14 protein-coding genes and 4 pseudogenes are annotated in these 17,625 nt (G+C 60.1%); 8 read left to right on the forward strand and 10 right to left on the reverse strand.

Annotated features, from left to right (window positions below; all coding sequences use genetic code 11):
- Positions 1-74: 74 nt before the first annotated feature.
- The 3 genes and pseudogenes from F0169_RS28475 to F0169_RS19280 form a co-directional block, all read right to left on the reverse strand.
- A pseudogene (locus tag F0169_RS28475) lies at positions 75-611 on the reverse strand (methyl-accepting chemotaxis protein); the annotation flags it as partial.
- A 327-nt stretch (positions 612-938) separates the two neighbouring features.
- Positions 939-2,018, reverse strand: a pseudogene (locus tag F0169_RS28480) (HAMP domain-containing protein); the annotation flags it as partial.
- 152 nt (positions 2,019-2,170) lie between these two features.
- Positions 2,171-3,061: a bestrophin family protein gene (locus tag F0169_RS19280; protein ID WP_058413247.1), complete on the reverse strand. Its 891-nt coding sequence runs from the start codon at positions 3,059-3,061 to the stop codon at positions 2,171-2,173.
- Between the two features lie 168 nt (positions 3,062-3,229).
- Here F0169_RS19280 and F0169_RS19285 point away from each other — a divergent pair, with 168 nt between their 5' ends.
- On the forward strand, positions 3,230-3,688 hold the full coding sequence (locus F0169_RS19285) for a metallophosphoesterase family protein (RefSeq protein ID WP_152747356.1): 459 nt from the start codon (positions 3,230-3,232) through the stop codon (positions 3,686-3,688).
- An 8-nt stretch (positions 3,689-3,696) separates the two neighbouring features.
- On the opposite strand, the gene F0169_RS19290 is transcribed toward F0169_RS19285, so the two are convergent.
- Complete coding sequence (locus tag F0169_RS19290; protein WP_058413245.1) at positions 3,697-4,008, reverse strand: ArsR/SmtB family transcription factor; 312 nt, start codon at positions 4,006-4,008, stop codon at positions 3,697-3,699.
- Between the two features lie 78 nt (positions 4,009-4,086).
- Between F0169_RS19290 and F0169_RS19295 the strand changes: the two genes are divergently transcribed.
- A complete protein-coding gene (locus F0169_RS19295; protein ID WP_122250300.1) occupies positions 4,087-5,178 on the forward strand; it encodes an NADH:flavin oxidoreductase/NADH oxidase in 1,092 nt (363 codons plus the stop codon).
- A gap of 299 nt (positions 5,179-5,477) precedes the next feature.
- On the opposite strand, the gene F0169_RS19300 is transcribed toward F0169_RS19295, so the two are convergent.
- The 6 genes and pseudogenes from F0169_RS19300 to F0169_RS19330 all read right to left on the reverse strand — a co-directional run bounded on the left by F0169_RS19300 (position 5,478) and on the right by F0169_RS19330 (position 10,441).
- The gene (locus F0169_RS19300; RefSeq protein ID WP_241679146.1) at positions 5,478-5,693 is read right to left on the reverse strand and encodes a hypothetical protein; all 216 of its coding nucleotides are present in this window, start codon (positions 5,691-5,693) and stop codon (positions 5,478-5,480) included.
- 188 nt (positions 5,694-5,881) lie between these two features.
- Entirely contained in the window at positions 5,882-6,274 is a 393-nt protein-coding gene (locus tag F0169_RS19305; RefSeq protein ID WP_122250301.1) for a hypothetical protein, read from the reverse strand.
- Positions 6,275-6,496: 222 nt separating this feature from the next.
- Positions 6,497-6,871, reverse strand: a complete 375-nt coding sequence (locus F0169_RS19315) for a hypothetical protein (protein ID WP_152747357.1) — start codon at positions 6,869-6,871, stop codon at positions 6,497-6,499.
- A 302-nt stretch (positions 6,872-7,173) separates the two neighbouring features.
- Positions 7,174-7,464, reverse strand: a complete 291-nt coding sequence (locus F0169_RS19320) for a DUF3077 domain-containing protein (RefSeq protein ID WP_122250302.1) — start codon at positions 7,462-7,464, stop codon at positions 7,174-7,176.
- A gap of 471 nt (positions 7,465-7,935) precedes the next feature.
- Positions 7,936-8,658, reverse strand: coding sequence for a FadR/GntR family transcriptional regulator (locus F0169_RS19325; protein ID WP_099239412.1), 723 nt, complete (start codon positions 8,656-8,658; stop codon positions 7,936-7,938).
- A gap of 47 nt (positions 8,659-8,705) precedes the next feature.
- A pseudogene (locus F0169_RS19330) lies at positions 8,706-10,441 on the reverse strand (IlvD/Edd family dehydratase).
- 192 nt (positions 10,442-10,633) lie between these two features.
- Between F0169_RS19330 and F0169_RS19335 the strand changes: the two are divergent.
- From F0169_RS19335 to F0169_RS19360, 6 genes and pseudogenes are all read left to right on the forward strand, one after another.
- A pseudogene (locus tag F0169_RS19335) lies at positions 10,634-11,955 on the forward strand (MFS transporter).
- Positions 11,956-11,970: 15 nt separating this feature from the next.
- Positions 11,971-12,960 carry an AraD1 family protein gene (gene araD1 / locus F0169_RS19340; RefSeq protein ID WP_152747358.1) on the forward strand — a complete coding sequence of 330 codons (990 nt, stop codon included), beginning with the start codon at positions 11,971-11,973 and terminating at the stop codon, positions 12,958-12,960.
- 10 nt (positions 12,961-12,970) lie between these two features.
- Positions 12,971-14,551 (forward strand): aldehyde dehydrogenase (NADP(+)), encoded by a 1,581-nt coding sequence (locus F0169_RS19345; protein WP_152747359.1) that lies wholly within the window; start codon positions 12,971-12,973, stop codon positions 14,549-14,551.
- Positions 14,552-14,600: 49 nt separating this feature from the next.
- Positions 14,601-15,464, forward strand: coding sequence for an SMP-30/gluconolactonase/LRE family protein (locus tag F0169_RS19350; RefSeq protein ID WP_152747360.1), 864 nt, complete (start codon positions 14,601-14,603; stop codon positions 15,462-15,464).
- 39 nt (positions 15,465-15,503) lie between these two features.
- Positions 15,504-16,508: a substrate-binding domain-containing protein gene (locus F0169_RS19355; protein WP_099239400.1), complete on the forward strand. Its 1,005-nt coding sequence runs from the start codon at positions 15,504-15,506 to the stop codon at positions 16,506-16,508.
- 56 nt (positions 16,509-16,564) lie between these two features.
- A partial coding sequence (locus F0169_RS19360; protein ID WP_152747361.1) for an ATP-binding cassette domain-containing protein occupies positions 16,565-17,625 on the forward strand: 1,061 nt, incomplete at its 3' end.

Raw genomic sequence — 17,625 nt, forward strand, 5'->3', positions numbered from 1 at the left:
GACGTGCTCACGATCAGCGTCTTCAAGCCCAGTAAGGCGGTGAATACTCACCGCCTCACCGCCTCACCGACGCGTCAGTACTTGAAGCGGCCCACCAAGCCGTTGAGTTGGCCGGAAATATCCGTCAAGCGGCCAGACCCGGTCTGTGCCGAGTGCGCAAAGCCTTCAATCAACTGCGCGTCGGCATGAATCTGCGCGATGTGCCGGTTGATCTCTTCAGCCACCTGGTGTTGCTCCTCGGCGGCTGTCGCGATCTGCGTGTTCTGGTCACGAATCGAATCCACCGAGCCGCGAATCTTGTCGAAACTGTCGCGGGCCTGCTGGATACGTTCCACGCTGGTGTGCGACACCGTAAGGCTGGCCTGCATCTGTTGGGTGACGTCTTGCGTGCGGCGGGCGAGGTTACCGAGCAGGCTGTCGATCTCTCCGGTGGAGTCGGCGGTGCGCCGGGCCAGGGCGCGGACTTCGTCGGCGACTACGGCAAAACCACGCCCCTGGTCACCCGCACGGGCGGCCTCGATAGCGGCGTTGAGGGCCAGCAGGTTGGTCTGCTCGGCGATCGAGCGGATGGTGTCGAGGATGGTGTTGATGTTCTTGCTGTCCTGCTCAAGCAACTGCATGGTCTGGGTCGACTTTTGCAGGTCTTCGCTGAGTTTGAGCACGCTGCCGGTGGCTTCGCCGATGTGCACTTGGCCGTCGTGCACATCGCGATAGCCTGCGTCGGCACTCGACGCGGCGGCGCTGCACGAGCGGGCCACTTCGTTGGCGGTGGCGAGCATTTCGTTGAAGGCCGTGCTCACCAGTTCCACTGCTTCACGCTGGCGCCCGGCGGCCTGGTTCATGTTGTGCGCGACGTCGCGCGTATCGGCGGCGGCCGCTTGCAGGTCGGTAGAGGCGTTGCCGATGCGCTGCACCAACTGCGCGATCATGCTCAGGAACTGGTTGAACCAGCCCGCCAGGCTGGCGGTTTCGTCCTTGCCCTCGATCTTGAGCTGGCGGGTCAAGTCGCCTTCGCCTTCGGCAATCTCTTGCAAACCCTCGGCGACCCCGCGAATCGGACGCACGATGACGCGGGCGAAGCTTGCGCCGACGAGTGCAACGATCACCGCCAGAACCGCCGCGATGGCGGCAATCAGCCAAGTGAGGCTTGAGGCTTGCGCCATCACTTCATCGCGCTTGATCAAACCGATAAAGCGCCAGCCCAAGCCCTTGGAACTGACCACGTTGGCCATGTAGGTCACGCCATTGATGTCGACCTGGGTGACGCCGTCGCCACGCTTGGCCAGCTCGGCGTAAGGGGCGCCCAAGTCGGCCAGCGGCTTGAAGTTGTGCTTGGCATCGCTGGGGTCCACCAGCACGTTGCCGTTGGCTTCCACCAGCATCAGGTAGCCGCTCTCGCCGAGCTTGATATTGCGCACCAATTCGGTGAGTTGTTTAAGCGATACGTCCAGGCCAACCACGCCCAGTACGTTACCGGTGGCGTCGGCGACGGTGTGCACGGTGCCGATCAGTGACACATCGTCCGGTGCCCAGTAGTAGGCGCCGGTGCGCACGGTGGTGCCGGGCGCGGCCAGAGCGGCCTGGTACCAGGGGCGTACGCGCGGGTCGTAGTTGTTGAGTTTGGTGTCGTCGGGCCAACTGGCGTAGCCGCCGTCTTTCAACCCCAAAGACAGGTAAGCGGTGCTGGGGTGGGTCTTGGCGAACTGGTCGAACATCTCCAGCAGCTCTTTATTGGTCGGCGTGAGCGCAATTTGCGCGGCGTCGGCACCGGCGTAACTCTTCAGGTCTTTGGCCGCGATAATGCGCGGGTCTTTGGCCACGTAGTCGACGTTCTGGCTGATGCCGTCGAAGAACTGCTGCATGCCATTGTCGATCTGGCGGATCTCGCGGCCACTGCTGTCGAGGAAGTTGGCCATGGCCCCCGCACGCAGGTTCAACACAACCAGCACGGCCACCAGAATAACCGGCAGGCACGCGACAGCCGCAAACGCCCACGTCAGCTTTTGCTTGATATTCATTACTTCTCCCGCAGGTATTTATAGTTATGGCAAGGGGAAACGGTAGGAGGGAGCAGGGCATGTGTTTTTTGGGTGAAGCGGTCCATGCTTACCCCGGTATATCGACCGGGGCAGCAGGCACTTGAGGAGGGAGAATGCAGTAAGGCGGGTGGTTAGCCGATGCGGTCACTGCCCAACGCATCGCGCTGCATCGACTGCAGGTTTTTCTCGATGGTTTCGCAGATGCTTTCCATCTGGATCTGGTGTTCGCTGGAATGAAACGGGCTTTGCAGGTCGGTGCCGATGCGTTCAATCGCCAGCAGCATAAAGCCGACCACCGTCGACGCCAGCGGCGTAAACCAACCCAGCGACTCCACCAGGCCGACCGGTACGATCAGGCAGAACAGCGAAATAAACAGCCGCGGGAAATACACGTAAGGGTAGGGCAGCGGCGTGTTGGCGATGCGTTCCATGCCGCCCTGCGAGTTGGACAAGTCGACCAGAGTGGATTCGATCCGCGCCAGGCGAATGCTGTCCAAATGCCCGGCCTTGTATTCCTTGGCCAGCAGGGCGGCGGAGCCGGTGAGAATGTCGTTGGCGAAGTTATTGGTGGTGCCGTTGCGGGCAAACTCTTCGGCCGGGATAAACGCGCGCACCTCGTCCGGGCACGGCTTGCGTCGTAGTTGCGCGGCCAGGCAATTTACGTAGGCCACATGGCGGCGCAGCAGGGTGGCTTTGATCGGGTGCGCCTCGCCGTCCGGGTCATCCAGCAGCGTCAGCACCTGGCGCGCAAAACTGCGCGAGTTATTCACCATCGCGCCCCACAGGGTACGGGCTTCCCACCAACGGTTATAGGCGCTGCTGTTACGAAAACTGATCAGCACCACCAGCGCCGAACCCAGCAGCGTCAGGGGCATCAGCGGTAAATTGATCTTGGTGGTCAGGAACAGCATGAAGTCCACCGTGACGGCGACATCCCACAACAATAGCCAGAACAGCGCCCAACCCACATAACCCATGGTCTTGATGATCAAGCGATACTTTTTGATGATGGCGGCTTTCAAACGAGGACCTCGCAGGGAGCGGTAAGCAAGAGTACCTACACTCGGACGCTGATGTGCGGGTAAAGGTTCGCCATGCGACTGAATCGATTAAGTCGCGTGCAACTTATCGGCGGTGGGGCAATCAGTAAAACGGTCAGGCGGGCTTATCAATACCGAGCAGGAGGGGCTATGAAAGTTGGCGTAATTTCCGATACCCACGGCCTGCTGCGCCCCGAAGCCGTGGCGGCGCTGCAAGGGTGTGAACAGATCATTCATGCGGGTGACATCGGTAGCGCGGAGATTCTTCAGCAATTGGCGTGCATCGCGCCGCTGCACGTGGTGCGCGGCAACAATGACCAGGATGCGGTGTGGGCGCAGCAGGTGCCCGACCATCTGAACCTGGATGTTCATGGCTGGAATACGCTGGTGGTGCATGACATTGCCGACGTGCCTGCGTTACTTGGCCCGCAGACGCGGCTGGTGATCACCGGTCACTCGCATAAACCTTTGATTGAGTGGCGCGGTGCAGTCTTGTATGTGAACCCCGGCAGCGCGGGGCGGCGGCGCTTCAAATTGCCGGTGACGCTGGCGGTGCTTGAGGTGCTGGGCAGCTCAATCGAGCCGCAGCTTGTTTCGCTGCTGGACTGATGCAGATTTTAGCGCTGGCTGAGAATACTCTGCAGCAGCCCGGGGAACCGGCTCTCAAGCAACTCGCCGCGCAATGAATTCAGATGAGTGGTGCCCGCACTGCGGGTGTGCACCAAGCCTGCGTCGCGCAGCACGCGAAAGTGGTGGGACATGCTCGATTTAGGCCGCCCGCCGTCCAACTCGCCACACGTGGCCTCGGGCACACCGGCCAAACAGCGCACGATTTCCAGGCGCACAGAGTCGCTCAGCGCGTAGAGCACGCGTTCGAGAGTCAGGTCTTCAATGGCCGGGTGTTTGAAAGCTCGCATGAAATGAATCATAACAGGGGGCTATCGTTGAATACTATAGTTCGATTACCATCGAACTATCGAATCACTCACTCGCTCCTGGAGTCCACGATGTCAGCATTGTTCGAACCGTTCAAACTCAAAGACGTTACCCTGCGCAACCGCATCGCAATTCCGCCGATGTGCCAATACCGAGCCGACGATGGCATCGTCAACGACTGGCACCACGTTCACTTGGCGAGCATGGCCCGTGGCGGCGCCGGTTTGCTGGTGGTTGAAGCCACTGCCGTGGCCCCCGAAGGCCGCATCACCCCAGGCTGCGCCGGCATCTGGAGCGACGCACACGCCGAAGCCTTCGTGCCGATGGTCAAGGCCATCAAGGCTGCAGGCTCAGTGCCGGGCATCCAGATTGCCCACGCCGGCCGCAAAGCCAGCGCCAATCGCCCGTGGGAAGGTGATGACCACATGCCCGCGTCCGACGCGCGCAGCTGGGAAACCATCGCGCCGTCGGCGATTGCGTTTGGTGCGAACCTGCCTAACGTGCCGCGCGCCATGACCCTGGAAGACATCGCCCGTGTGCGCCAGGACTTCGTCGATGCCGCCCGCCGGGCGCGTGACGCCGGTTTTGAATGGATCGAATTGCACTTCGCCCACGGCTACCTGGGGCAGAGCTTTTTCTCCGAGCATTCCAACCAGCGTACCGATGCCTACGGTGGCAGCTTCGATAACCGCTGCCGTTTCCTGCTGGAAACCCTGGCCGCCGTGCGTGAAGTATGGCCAGAGAACCTGCCACTGACCGCACGTTTCGGTGTGATCGAATACGACGGCCGTGACGAACAAACACTGACTGAATCCATCGAACTGGCCCGCCGTTTCAAGGCTGGCGGCCTGGACTTGCTGAGCGTCAGCGTCGGTTTCACCATTCCTGACACCAACATTCCGTGGGGCCCGGCCTTCATGGGCCCGATCGCCGAGCGCGTACGTCGCGAAGCGGGCATCCCGGTCACCTCGGCGTGGGGTTTTGGTACGCCGCAACTGGCCGAAAGCGCCCTGCAAGCCGGGCACCTTGACCTGGTTTCGGTGGGCCGCGCCCACTTGGCCGACCCGCATTGGGCGTATTTTGCAGCCAAAGAGCTGGGCGTCGACAATGCGTCCTGGACCTTGCCGGCACCCTACGCGCATTGGTTGGAACGCTATCGCTGAGGCGAGGCAACAACGCTCAACGCCCTTCGGGATCGCGAAGCGGTATGGATCGGTTACGACCCCAGCCGCACCCGTGATGCAGAGGGGCTTGCAGATTTTGAAAAGACACACAGGGTGTATACGAATAACCAGATATGGCCGATCAGGCAGTTGTTTTTGAAGGTGGATCAGCAACTGCGGCGTGATCGGCGTATGGGTTGGAACGAGTTCTCACTCGGTCCTTCCTGATAAGAGACCTCAAGTGACACTCGCCCGAATTACCTGAGTTTTATCAGCACGAATACAACAGCTAGCCAAACTCAAGTCCCAATCATCATCGCAAAGTCGAGTTTCAGCAGGCGTTTAAGGTAAGGAGGAAAGGTTTCAAGATCGACAGGGTTTAGGTCGCCAAGACGGATGTGTATCCTTGGCATCATTAGCATTCCTGTGATTTTGGCTATCTCCAAGAGAGACCAAATCAAACCCCGTTTCCCTGGGTAATCTCCCCAAATATAAATATTACGGCTGTTCTTCAAGGCCTCTTTCATAGCGTCCAAGTGGCGGTGGGTAAGTTACGGGCTGTAAGCAAGATTCATAAATGCAAGCAGACCCCAGCCACTAGTAAGAATGATCGCAGTCCAGGGTGGCCAGGCGTACTCCCATGCGCCATCCTGCACTTGGCAACAGTGCTGCGCTTTGAGCCTTGGGATAGTCGACCATCGCGCTACTTAAGTTTCAGCACGACGGCCACAACTACCATCCAAATTACAGGCGTGAAGATCATCGCCGTCACGATTACAAGAAGACGTTTCAGATACGGTGGGAAGTTTTCTAAATCTACCGGGTCCAAGTCGCCTAGGCGGATGTACGCTTTTGGCATCGTAATCATTCCGGCAATTTTTGACATTTCCAATAGGGACCAAATTACACCGCGCTTACCCAAGCTATCTCCCCATATATAAATGTAGCGGCTGTTCTTCAAAGCCTCCTTCATCGCGTCCAAGTGACGGCGGGTAAGGTACAGACTGAATGATAGTCCGACTAGTGCAAGCAGGCCTGGGCCGCCAGCAACAATCCAGAAAGCCAGCCAGGATTTCCAAAATTCGTCTGAGGTCATTGTAAAGTTTTCTCGTACAAAATTTCGCCGCCTAATTCGCCGCCCATACCACCGACTGTCGTCCCCACCCATGCGCCTGCCCCCACTATGGATGCAACACATACGACACCACCGATCCCTGTAGAGATGCCAAGCGCCACACAAATCGAACCACCGGCTAGGCCACTTGCCCATCCACTTGCCTTCATATACTCGGCTGCGCGACTGGTCGCCTCAACGTGATTAGCGTAACAGCGCAACATGGTTAAAGCCTTCACCCGCAGCAGTCACGATTTGCGCCGTTGTGCCGTCGGGATATACAGCGTAATCACCCTTCTGCGCTGCACGTACTTGCTCACCATTGGGCAGCTTGAATTCCATCGTCGATACCGTTTGTTGAATAACTCCACCGTTGCGGGTTTGGCTGCCTTGCGCTGCGATGCGGTAGATGGCGATAGGAGGGTGAGTTTTTATGTGTTTCTGCTGCTGTTTAACTATTGTCGACACTCCTTCGTTGCAGGTGCCTAGTTTTCTCTTCGTTAGCCTCAAGTTTTCTGGATCGCGGAGAAAGCCTGAAGAGACTTCATTGGTGTACAAACGGGACGATGCTGCACTCACTTTTATTATCCTGATCCAGGGTTATAAGTGTGCTGCTTTCCTTATTGTCACTTTGACTGGACGATAGGGCGGGGATCTATCAGGCGGTAACAGGGAGCAGCACGTATTTATTACGCCGCTACACTGATAATATAAAAGCTGGAAGTAAAGTCGGACGTTTCCGAAAATGAGACTGTAAATGTCTGACAGAGTGGCGGCATTTGCTAAAGGGTAGAGCGTAATGTCGCATATGGGCGACAATTACGCAGTTGCGGCTGTGATAGTGGTTAGGCGCCCGATGCATTGCACCGGGCGCGAACTACTTACTGCGGTTCGGGACTACTCGGCTCCATCGCCAAAAGTAAATCATCAATGATGGCCTTGCCCATTTCGCCCAAGTAGTGCGAGGCGAACGCGAATTTCTCCGCCTTTGGGTCCATTGCGGCCTCAAGCGAGAGCATCTTTGCGTAGTAGAGCACGTGCGATGCATGTTCAAGCGCTTCACGAAGAGGAACCCCGGCGTTGACGCGGAACAGCTTCAAATGGCCTTTTTCTTCGCCGCAATCTGCGAAGGTCTGAGCGCCAATGGTTTCTGCTGAGGATGGGTTGATCATTGCTGGCCTCCCAAGTGACTGGAGGCAATGTTGGTGCGAACTGCACTGTGGTATTCGAACACGTTATGAAACCTCTGTGATGACCAACTTTGGCGGCCACTCATCATTTCCAGGTGATGGGTGGCAGCCGTGCGCAGGCTGGAAACCGAGACAGAGACAACTCGGCAGACACGAATGTCTCCCGCACACGGCCGCCAAAAAGCACAAACCGCAGACACAAAAAAAGCGTCTGATGATTGTTTGACGACGCTACGTGCGTCTCGGTGACGGGTTTCCAGGCCCGATCGCTGATGAGCAGCGACGGCGAGAGGTTAACGCCACGGTCTCTAGGCTGCAACTCATTGTGTATTTGAGACGTTTCCGAATGAGGCTACGAAGTTTCATCGTAGGCCTTCCAGGTTTCTCGGTAAAAGGGCGTATCGAATGGCATGCACCTGTCGAACGCGAAAAACTCAGCCGACTGGCCCTGCTTTACAGCGGGGTCAGCACATTCATCACGGTATCCAGCGCCACCCGCGTGTCATCCAGTTGCACCAGCGAGGCGTGCCGTGCGCCGAGGGCGTCACGGTTGCGAATGGCCGTGAGGATCGCCTTGTGGCGGGGCAGGCTGAGGCCCTGAATATCCGGGCGGCGGTTGGTGATGTTGATCGACTCGCGCAGCGGCAACGACAGCATGTTGCACATGTAGGCGAGCAAGTCGTTGCGCGTGGCGTCGGCAATCGCGCGGTGAAAGTCCAGGTCGGCCTGTAACAGCGCATCGTGGGTCTTCGCGGTTTCCATGCCGAGGTAAGCAGCCTCGATGGTAGCGATGTCTTCGTCGGTGGCGGTGGTCGCTGCCATGGCGGCGATTTCCGGTTCGAGGATGCGCCGCACGCCGGCCAGCGTGTTGAAAAATTCACTGTGCGGCGTGGACTGCATCAACCAGGACAACACGTCCGGGTCGAGCAAATGCCACTTCAAGCGCGGCCGCACCACTGCGCCCACGCGGGGTTTGGAATACACCAGGCCCTTGGCGCTGAGCACCCGCGTTGCCTCGCGCAGCACCGAGCGGCTGACCTTGTACTCCTCGCAAAGCGTGGCCTCCATGGGCAGCCGTTCTTCGGGTTTGAAGCGGCCGGAAACGATGTGCATGCCCAAGTCCTGAACGATCTGGGCATGCATGCTCTTGCGCGGCTTGGGCGGCTGGTGATCCATAACGAAAGGCAGGCTCTGGCTAAATAGGCGGCATCATAGCATCCCAATTAGTGGGAATGACGCGGGACTTCCGCCCCACGGCAACCCACCAGAAAGTCAAAGTCGCAGCCTTGGTCCGCCTGCAGCACATGCTCGATGTACAGCTGGCGGTAGCCGCCGACGATCAAGTTCTGCGGCGGTTTAAGGTCAGCCATGCGCGCCGCCAGCTCTGCGTCGGATATGTCCAGGTGCAAGCGGCCATTGGCGCAGTCAAGTTCGATCCAGTCACCTTCCTGCACCGTGGCCAACGCCCGCCGGCAGCGGCTTCGGGTGCCACGTGCAAGACCACGGTGCCGTAGGCGGTGCCGCTCATGCGTGCGTCGGAAATACGCACCATATCCGTCACGCCCTGCGCCAGCAGCTTGGCCGGCAGGCCCATGTTGCCGACTTCGGCCATGCCTGGGTAACCCTTGGGGCCGCAGTTTTTCATGACCAGGATCGAGTTGGCATCCACGTCCAGTTCCGGGTCATTGATGCGCGCCTTGTACATGTCGAAATTCTCGAACACCACCGCGCGGCCACGGTGTTGCATCAGTTCGGCACTCGCGGCCGAGGGTTTGAGCACTGCGCCAAGCGGCGCAAGGTTGCCGCGCAGCACGCAAATACCGCCGTCGGCGCGGATCGGGTTGTCGAGCGTGCGGATCACTTCGTCCTGGCCATAAATCGGCGAGTCCTTGGTGTTCTCGCCCAGGCTCTTGCCGTTCACGGTGAGTGCGTTGGGGTGCGGGATCAGGTTGGCTTCGCCCAAGCGGCGCAACACGGCGGGCAGGCCACCGGCGTAGTAGAACTCTTCCATCAGGAAACGCCCCGACGGTTGCAAGTCGACAATCGTCGGTATGCCCCGGCCCATGCGGGTCCAGTCATCCAGGTCGAGTTCGACGCCGATGCGCCCGGCAATTGCCTTTAGGTGAATCACTGCGTTGGTCGAGCCGCCAATGGCCGCATTCACGCGAATCGCGTTTTCAAACGCCTCTTTGGTCAGAATTTTCGACAGCTTCAGATCTTCGCGCACCATCTCTACCGCGCGCATGCCGCTCATGTGCGCCAGCACGTAACGGCGCGCATCCACCGCCGGGATCGCCGCATTGTGCGGCAGCGACGTACCGAGTGCCTCGGCCATGCAGGCCATGGTCGACGCGGTGCCCATGGTGTTGCAGGTGCCCGCCGAACGCGACATGCCACCTTCGGCCGCGAGAAAGTCATCCAGGGTAATCGTGCCTGCCTTGACCTGTTCGCTGAGCTGCCAGACCACCGTGCCCGACCCGATGTCCTGGCCCTTGTGCTTGCCGTTGAGCATTGGCCCGCCGGTGACCACGATCGCCGGCACGTCGCAACTGGCCGCGCCCATCAGCAGCGCCGGGGTGGTTTTGTCGCAGCCGGTCAGCAACACCACGCCATCGATAGGGTTGCCGCGAATCGCTTCCTCTACGTCCATGCTCGCCAGGTTGCGGGTGAGCATGGCGGTAGGGCGCAAGTTTGATTCGCCGTTGGAGAACACCGGGAACTCTACCGGGAAGCCACCCGCCTCGATCACGCCACGTTTTACATGCTCGGCGATCTGGCGGAAATGCGCGTTACACGGGGTCAGCTCTGACCAGGTGTTGCAGATACCGATGATCGGTTTGCCATGGAACTGATGGTCGGCGATGCCCTGGTTCTTCATCCAGCTGCGGTACATGAAGCCGTTCTTGTCGGCGGTACCAAACCACTGTGCGGAGCGTAGGCCGGGCTTTTTGTCAGGCATGATGGTCTCTCTTATTGTATGACTATATGATCTCTATGCCGCTAAACATAAGCGCAAAATCTTCTGTTTGGAAGTGTTGTTTGCTAAATAGTACTACTATATAGTCAATCTCATCTTCGGCTTGACCCTGGCGTATTTTCGCGAGAGCCATCCCCCGAGCGTCTATAAAAACAACAATCGGAGATCGACTCCATGAGCCAGGAACTGCGGCTTATACGGCGCATTACGCTGAAACTGATTCCCTTCCTGATCTTGCTCTACCTGATCGCGTACGTGGATCGCTCGGCGGTGGGCTTTGCCAAGCTGCACATGGGCGCCGACGTTGGCATCGGTGACGCGGCGTATGGCCTGGGAGCAGGGCTGTTCTTTATTGGCTACTTTCTGTTTGAAATTCCCAGCAACCTGATGCTCGACCGCTTCGGTGCGCGGCGCTGGTTTGCGCGCATCATGCTGACGTGGGGCGCCATCACCATCGGCATGGCCTTTGTGCAGGGGCCGCACAGCTTCTACGTGATGCGTTTTCTGCTTGGCGCGGCCGAAGCCGGGTTCTTTCCGGGCGTGCTCTACTACATCACCCAATGGTTTCCGATACGCCATCGCGGCAAGATTCTCGGGCTGTTCATCCTCTCGCAACCCATCGCAATGATGATCACCGGCCCAGTGTCCGGCGGCCTGCTGGGTATGGACGGCATATTTGGCCTGCACGGCTGGCAGTGGCTGTTTATTGTGATCGGCACTCCGGCACTGTTGTTGACGTGGCCGGTGCTGCGCTACCTGCCGGACGGCCCCAAGCAGGTCAAATGGATGAGCGAGGACGAGAAAACCTGGCTCACCGGTGAGTTGGCGAAGGACCTGCAAGCCTATGGCCAAACCCGCCACGGCAACCCGCTGCACGCGCTGAAAGACACGCGTGTGTTGCTGCTGGCGTTGTTCTACCTGCCAGTCACCTTGAGCATTTATGGGCTTGGCCTGTGGCTGCCAACCCTGATCAAGCAGTTCGGCGGCAGTGACCTGACCACCGGGTTCGTGTCCGCCGTGCCGTATATCTTCGGCATCATCGGGCTGCTGATCATCCCGCGCAGCTCCGACCGTTTGAATGACCGTTATGGCCACCTCGCCGTGCTCTATGTGCTCGGCGCCATCGGCCTGTTTTTCAGTGCCTGGCTGAGTGTGCCGGTGCTGCAAATGGCGGCGCTGTGCCTGGCGGCGTTTGCACTGTTTCCTGCACCGCGGTGTTCTGGACCTTGCCGGGGCGGTTTTTTGCCGGCGCGAGTGCGGCGGCGGGTATTGCGCTGATCAACTCGGTCGGCAACCTCGGCGGCTACATCGGCCCGTTCGTGATCGGTGCGCTCAAGGAATACACCGGCAACCTGGCGTCGGGTTTGTACTTTTTGTCCGGCGTGATGGTGTTCGGGTTGCTGCTGACCGGCGTGGTCTATCGTGTGTTGGAACGCAAGCACGTACTGCCCACCGACCAGTTTGCGGCCAGCGCACGTGGCGCCACACGCACTTAATCGAGGAGAAGTTTCATGCGTTTAGTTCAGTTCGAATTGGCTAACGATGAGCGTCGGGTTGGCGTCGTCGAAGGCACGCAACTGCGCGAAGTTCAGAGCGTGCACACGGTGCGCGAGCTGGCGCTGGCCGCCATCGAGGCCGGCGTCAATTTGCAGCAACAGGTTGAAAGCCTCGGCTTGGGCGATAGCCATGACTACGCTGCATTGTTGGCCGAGCTGAAAATTTTGCCGCCACTCGACCACCCGGACCCGGCGCACATGCTGATCAGCGGCACCGGCCTGACCCACTTGGGCAGCGCCTCGGCGCGCGACAAAATGCACCAGGCCGGCGACGACAGCGCGTTGACCGACACCATGCGCATCTTCAAATGGGGCGTGGAGGGCGGTAAACCTGCCAGCGGCCAAGCGGGCGTGCAACCGGAATGGTTTTACAAGGGCGACGGCAGCACCGTGGTACGCCCAGGCCAGGCATTCCCGGTGCCGCCGTTCGCCGACGACGCCGGTGAAGAGCCGGAAATCGGCGGCCTGTACGTGATCGGCCACGACCGCAAACCCTATCGCGTGGGTTATGCGGTCGGCAACGAATTCTCCGACCACGTTATGGAACGCAAAAACTACCTGTACCTGGCCCACTCTAAATTGCGCAGTTGCAGCTACGGCCCGGAGCTGCGCGTGGGTGAGTTGCCCGCGCACCTGGCGGGCACCAGCCGCATCCTGCGTGACGGCAAGGTCATTTGGGAAAACCAGTTCCTCAGTGGCGAGGCGAATATGTGCCACAGCCTGGAAAACCTCGAATACCATCATTTCAAGTACAGTCAGTTCCTCACGCCGGGCGATGTGCACATTCATTTCTTCGGCACCGCTACGCTGTCATTCGCCGACGGTATACGTACCCAACCGGGCGATGTGTTCGAGATCAGCCAAGCCGAGTTCGGCGCACCGCTGATCAACACGGTCGGCAGCGCTGACGCGGTGTTCGAACCCGGCACTGTCATCACCCTTTAAGGAGAGCCACATGACCCAGTTACTCGGCCACAACTACATCGGCGGCCAGCGCAGCGCCAACGGCAGCATCACCCTGCAAAGCGTAGACGCCACAACGGGCGAAGCCTTGCCGCAGCATTTCTACCAGGCCACCCCCGAAGAAGTTGACGCTGCCGCTACAGCCGCCGCAGCGGCTTACCCTGCGTACCGCACCTTGAGTGCCTCGCGCCGCGCGCAGTTCCTGGATGCGGTGGCCGACGAGCTGGACGCGCTGGGCGACGATTTTGTGGAGTTGGTGTGCCGCGAAACCGCGTTGCCCGCCGCACGTATCAAGGGCGAGCGCGGGCGTACCAGCGGCCAGATGCGCCTGTTCGCAACGGTGTTGCGCCGCGGTGATTTCTACGGCGCACGTATCGACAAAGCGCTACCTGATCGCCAGCCTCTGCCGCGCCCGGACCTGCGCCAATACCGCATCGGCCTCGGCCCGGTCGCCGTGTTTGGCGCGAGCAACTTTCCCCTGGCGTTCTCCACAGCGGGCGGCGACACCGCGGCGGCGCTGGCGGCGGGTTGCCCGGTGGTGTTCAAGGCCCACAGCGGGCATATGGCGACGGCAGAGCACGTGGCTGACGCGATTATTCGCGCGGCCGAAGCCACCGAGATGCCGGCGGGTGTGTTCAATATGATCTTCGGCGGTGGCGTCGGTGAAGCGCTGGTCAAGCACCCGGCGATCCAGGCGGTCGGCTTTACCGGCTCGCTCAAGGGCGGCCGCGCGTTGTGCGACATGGCGGCGGCACGTGCGCAGCCGATTCCGGTATTTGCTGAAATGTCGAGCATCAACCCGGTGATCGTGTTGCCCCACGCCTTGCAGGCGCGCGCGCAAAACGTCGCCCGCGACTTGACCGCTTCGGTGGTGCAAGGCTGTGGCCAGTTCTGCACCAACCCAGGCTTGGTGATCGGTATCGCATCGCCTGAATTCAGCGCATTCACCCAACAGGTCGCCCAGTTGATCGGAGAGCAACCGGCGCAAACCATGCTCAACGCCGGCACCTTGAGCAGCTACGGCAAGGGTTTGCAAAAGCTCCTGGCGCACCCTGGCATTGAGCATTTGGCCGGTAGCACCCAAGCCGGCAACCAGGCGCAGCCGCAGTTGTTCAAGGCCGATGCGCGCTTGCTGATCGAGGGCGATGAAGTGCTGCAAGAAGAAGTGTTCGGCCCCACCACGGTGTTCGTCGAAGTCGCCGATCAGGCGCAACTCAGCGCCGCGTTGCACGGCCTGCACGGCCAACTCACGGCGACGATTATTGGCGAGCCGGCAGACTTTGAGCAGTTCGCCGAACTGACCCCGCTGCTGGAACAAAAGGTCGGCCGCATCCTGCTTAACGGTTACCCGACTGGTGTGGAAGTCTGCGATTCGATGGTGCACGGCGGGCCATACCCGGCGACGTCCGATGCGCGTGGCACGTCGGTCGGCACCTTGGCCATCGACCGCTTCCTGCGGCCTGTGTGCTTCCAGAACTACCCTGACAGCCTGCTACCGGACGCGTTGAAAAACGCCAACCCGTTGCGTATCCAGCGGCTGGTGGATGGCACGCCGTCGCGCGATTCGCTGTAACGCGCAGCTGAAACACTTACCTGACAAGAAGAATAATCCAGGAGGCCACATGCCGTGTAACGCCGTTACCCCGCACCGCGCACAGTTGGGCGAAGGTCCGTTCTGGGACGCGCCCACTCAGGCGCTGTATTGGGTAAATATCATCGGCAAACAGGCGCTGCGCTGGATGGGCGGGCAGCTGCAAATCTGGCAGTTGCCCGAGCACGTCTCGGCGTTTATTCCGTGTGCCAGCGGTGACGCGCTGGTGACTTTGTGCAGCGGCGTTTACCGGCTGAACCTCGCCACCGAAGCCTTGACCTTGCTCTGCGTGGCCGACCCGCAAACGGGCAATCGTGGCAATGAAGCACGCTGCGATGCCCAAGGTCGCCTGTGGCTGGGCACCATGCAAAACAATATCGGTGAGCAGGGTCAAGACCTGCCCGTCACGCGGCGTTCCGGCGGCCTGTTTCGCATCGATGCCGATGCGCAGGTCACGCCGTTGCTGCACGGCCTGGGCATTCCCAACACCTTGCTGTGGAGCGAAAACGGCGGCCACGTGCATTTTGGCGACAGCCTGGACGGCACGCTGTATCGGCATGCGGTCCAGGCCGACGGCCAACTCGGCCCGGCGCAGGTGTGGTTCGGCGCGCATGCGCGCGGCGGGCCGGACGGCTCGGCGCTGGACAGCCAAGGCTATATCTGGAACGCGCGGTGGGACGGCAGTTGCCTGCTGCGGCTGACGCCTTCGGGTGAAGTCGACCGTATTATCGAACTGCCGGTCAGCCGCCCCACCAGTTGCGTGTTCGGTGGCCCCAACCTCAGCACCTTGTACATCACCAGCGCCGCCAGCCCACTCGATCACCCCCTGGATGGCGCGCTGTTGGCCATTGAGGTTGACGTGCCAGGCACCGCCTGTCACCGCTTTGCCGGTTAACCCCCAAGACTTGAACAACAACAACAAGGAGTCACCCGTATGAATCGTCGTCGTGGTATCCGTTCCCTGTGCTGCGCCGCTGTGGCGGTATCGGCCTTAAGCTTGAGCGGCCTGTTGCTGGCCGCAGAAGAAGTGAAGATCGGTTTTCTGGTCAAACAGGCTGAAGAGCCGTGGTTCCAGACCGAATGGGCCTTTGCCGAAAAAGCCGGCAAGGAACATGGCTTTACCGTGATCAAGATCGCCGTGCCCGATGGCGAAAAAACCCTCTCGGCCATCGACAGCCTTGCGGCCAATGGCGCCAAGGGTTTTGTCATCTGCCCACCGGACGTGTCGCTCGGCCCGGCCATCGTCGCCAAAGCCAAGGCCAACGGCCTGAAAGTGATTGCGGTGGATGACCGTTTTGTCGATGCCAAAGGCAACTTCATGGAGGACGTGCCGTACCTGGGCATGGCCGCCTTCGAAGTGGGCCAGAAGCAGGGCGCCGCGATGGCGGCTGAAGCGAAAAAACGCGGCTGGGACTGGAAAGACACCTACGCCGTGATCAACACCTTCAACGAACTCGACACCGGCAAGAAACGCACCGACGGTTCGGTTAAATCGCTGGAAGAAGCCGGTATTCCCAAGGACCACATCCTCTTTACCGCCGCTAAAACCCTCGACGTACCCGGCAGCATGGACGCAACTAACTCGGCACTGGTCAAACTGCCCAGCGGTGCAAAAAACCTGATCATCGGCGGCATGAATGACAACACCGTGCTGGGCGGCGTACGCGCCACCGAAAGCGCAGGCTTTGCAGCCGCCAACGTGATCGGTATCGGCATCAATGGCACCGACGCCATCGGTGAACTGAAAAAGCCCAACAGCGGCTTCTTCGGCTCGATGCTGCCTAGCCCGCACATCGAGGGCTACAACACCGCGAAGATGATGTTCGACTGGGTTACCACCGGCAAAGAGCCACCGAAGTACACCGCCATGGATGAAGTGACGCTGATTACCCGCGAGAACTTCAAGCAGGAACTGGAAAAAATCGGTTTGTGGAACTGATGGTTTTGCTTGGCGCCCCGGCAACGGGGCCGCCTGATCGGTGTGACGAGGTGGTTATGCACGCGCAATTACAAACACATAATAATGCCGGTGCACATTTGAGTTTCAACGGCATCGGTAAAACCTTTCCCGGCGTGAAGGCGCTCGACGCCATCAGCTTCACCGCCCAACCGGGGCAGGTGCACGCCTTGATGGGCGAGAACGGCGCAGGCAAATCGACGCTGTTGAAAATTCTCGGCGGCGCCTACATCCCCAGCAGCGGCACGTTGCAGATCGGCGAGCACACCATGGCTTTCAAATGCGCTGCCGACAGCATTGCCAGCGGCGTCGCGGTGATTCACCAGGAGCTGCACCTGGTGCCGGAAATGAGCGTGGCCGAAAACCTGTTTCTCGGGCATTTGCCGTCGCGCTTCGGCGTGGTCAATCGCGGCGTGTTGCGCAAGCAGGCGCTGGCCTGCCTCAAAGGCCTGGCGGATGAAATCGACCCCGAGGAAAAGCTTGGCCGGCTGTCACTCGGCCAGCGCCAACTGGTGGAAATCGCCAAGGCGCTGTCGCGTGGCGCGCATGTGATCGCCTTCGATGAACCGACCAGCAGCTTGTCGGCGCGCGAAATCGACCGGCTGATGGCGATCATCACGCGCCTGCGTGATGAGGGCAAAGTGGTGCTCTATGTGTCCCATCGCATGGAAGAAGTATTCCGCATCTGCGACGCCGTCACCGTGTTCAAGGACGGCCGTTACGTGCGCACCTTTGACGACATGCACGCGCTGACCCACGACCAGTTGGTCACCTGCATGGTCGGCCGCGACATTCAGGATATTTACGATTATCGCCCACGCGACCACGGCGAGGTTGCGCTCAAGGTTGAGGGTTTACTCGGCCCTGGCTTGCGTGAGCCGGTGAGTTTTGAGGTGCACAAAGGCGAGATTCTCGGCCTGTTCGGTTTGGTCGGTGCGGGGCGTACCGAGCTGTTTCGCCTGCTCAGCGGGTTGGAGCGCGCGACTGCCGGGCAGTTGCAACTCTGTGGGCAACCGCTGCAACTGCGCTCGCCGCGTGATGCGATTGCAGCGGGCGTGCTGCTGTGCCCCGAAGACCGCAAAAAAGAGGGGATTATTCC

The organism is Pseudomonas kitaguniensis (genome assembly GCF_009296165.1).
GTDB lineage: Bacteria > Pseudomonadota > Gammaproteobacteria > Pseudomonadales > Pseudomonadaceae > Aquipseudomonas > Aquipseudomonas kitaguniensis.

Excerpts from the sequence above, each read along its gene's own strand:
- F0169_RS19305 (WP_122250301.1), bottom strand. The coding sequence starts at position 6,274 with ATGACCTCAGACGAATTTTGGAAATCCTGGCTGGCTTTCTGGATTGTT.
- F0169_RS19355 (WP_099239400.1), top strand. The coding sequence starts at position 15,504 with ATGAATCGTCGTCGTGGTATCCGTTCCCTGTGCTGCGCCGCTGTGGCG.
- F0169_RS19325 (WP_099239412.1), bottom strand. The coding sequence starts at position 8,658 with ATGGATCACCAGCCGCCCAAGCCGCGCAAGAGCATGCATGCCCAGATC.
- araD1 (WP_152747358.1), top strand. The coding sequence starts at position 11,971 with ATGCGTTTAGTTCAGTTCGAATTGGCTAACGATGAGCGTCGGGTTGGC.
- F0169_RS19345 (WP_152747359.1), top strand. The coding sequence starts at position 12,971 with ATGACCCAGTTACTCGGCCACAACTACATCGGCGGCCAGCGCAGCGCC.
- F0169_RS19295 (WP_122250300.1), top strand. The coding sequence starts at position 4,087 with ATGTCAGCATTGTTCGAACCGTTCAAACTCAAAGACGTTACCCTGCGC.
- F0169_RS19285 (WP_152747356.1), top strand. The coding sequence starts at position 3,230 with ATGAAAGTTGGCGTAATTTCCGATACCCACGGCCTGCTGCGCCCCGAA.
- F0169_RS19320 (WP_122250302.1), bottom strand. The coding sequence starts at position 7,464 with ATGATCAACCCATCCTCAGCAGAAACCATTGGCGCTCAGACCTTCGCA.
- F0169_RS19350 (WP_152747360.1), top strand. The coding sequence starts at position 14,601 with ATGCCGTGTAACGCCGTTACCCCGCACCGCGCACAGTTGGGCGAAGGT.
- F0169_RS19290 (WP_058413245.1), bottom strand. The coding sequence starts at position 4,008 with ATGATTCATTTCATGCGAGCTTTCAAACACCCGGCCATTGAAGACCTG.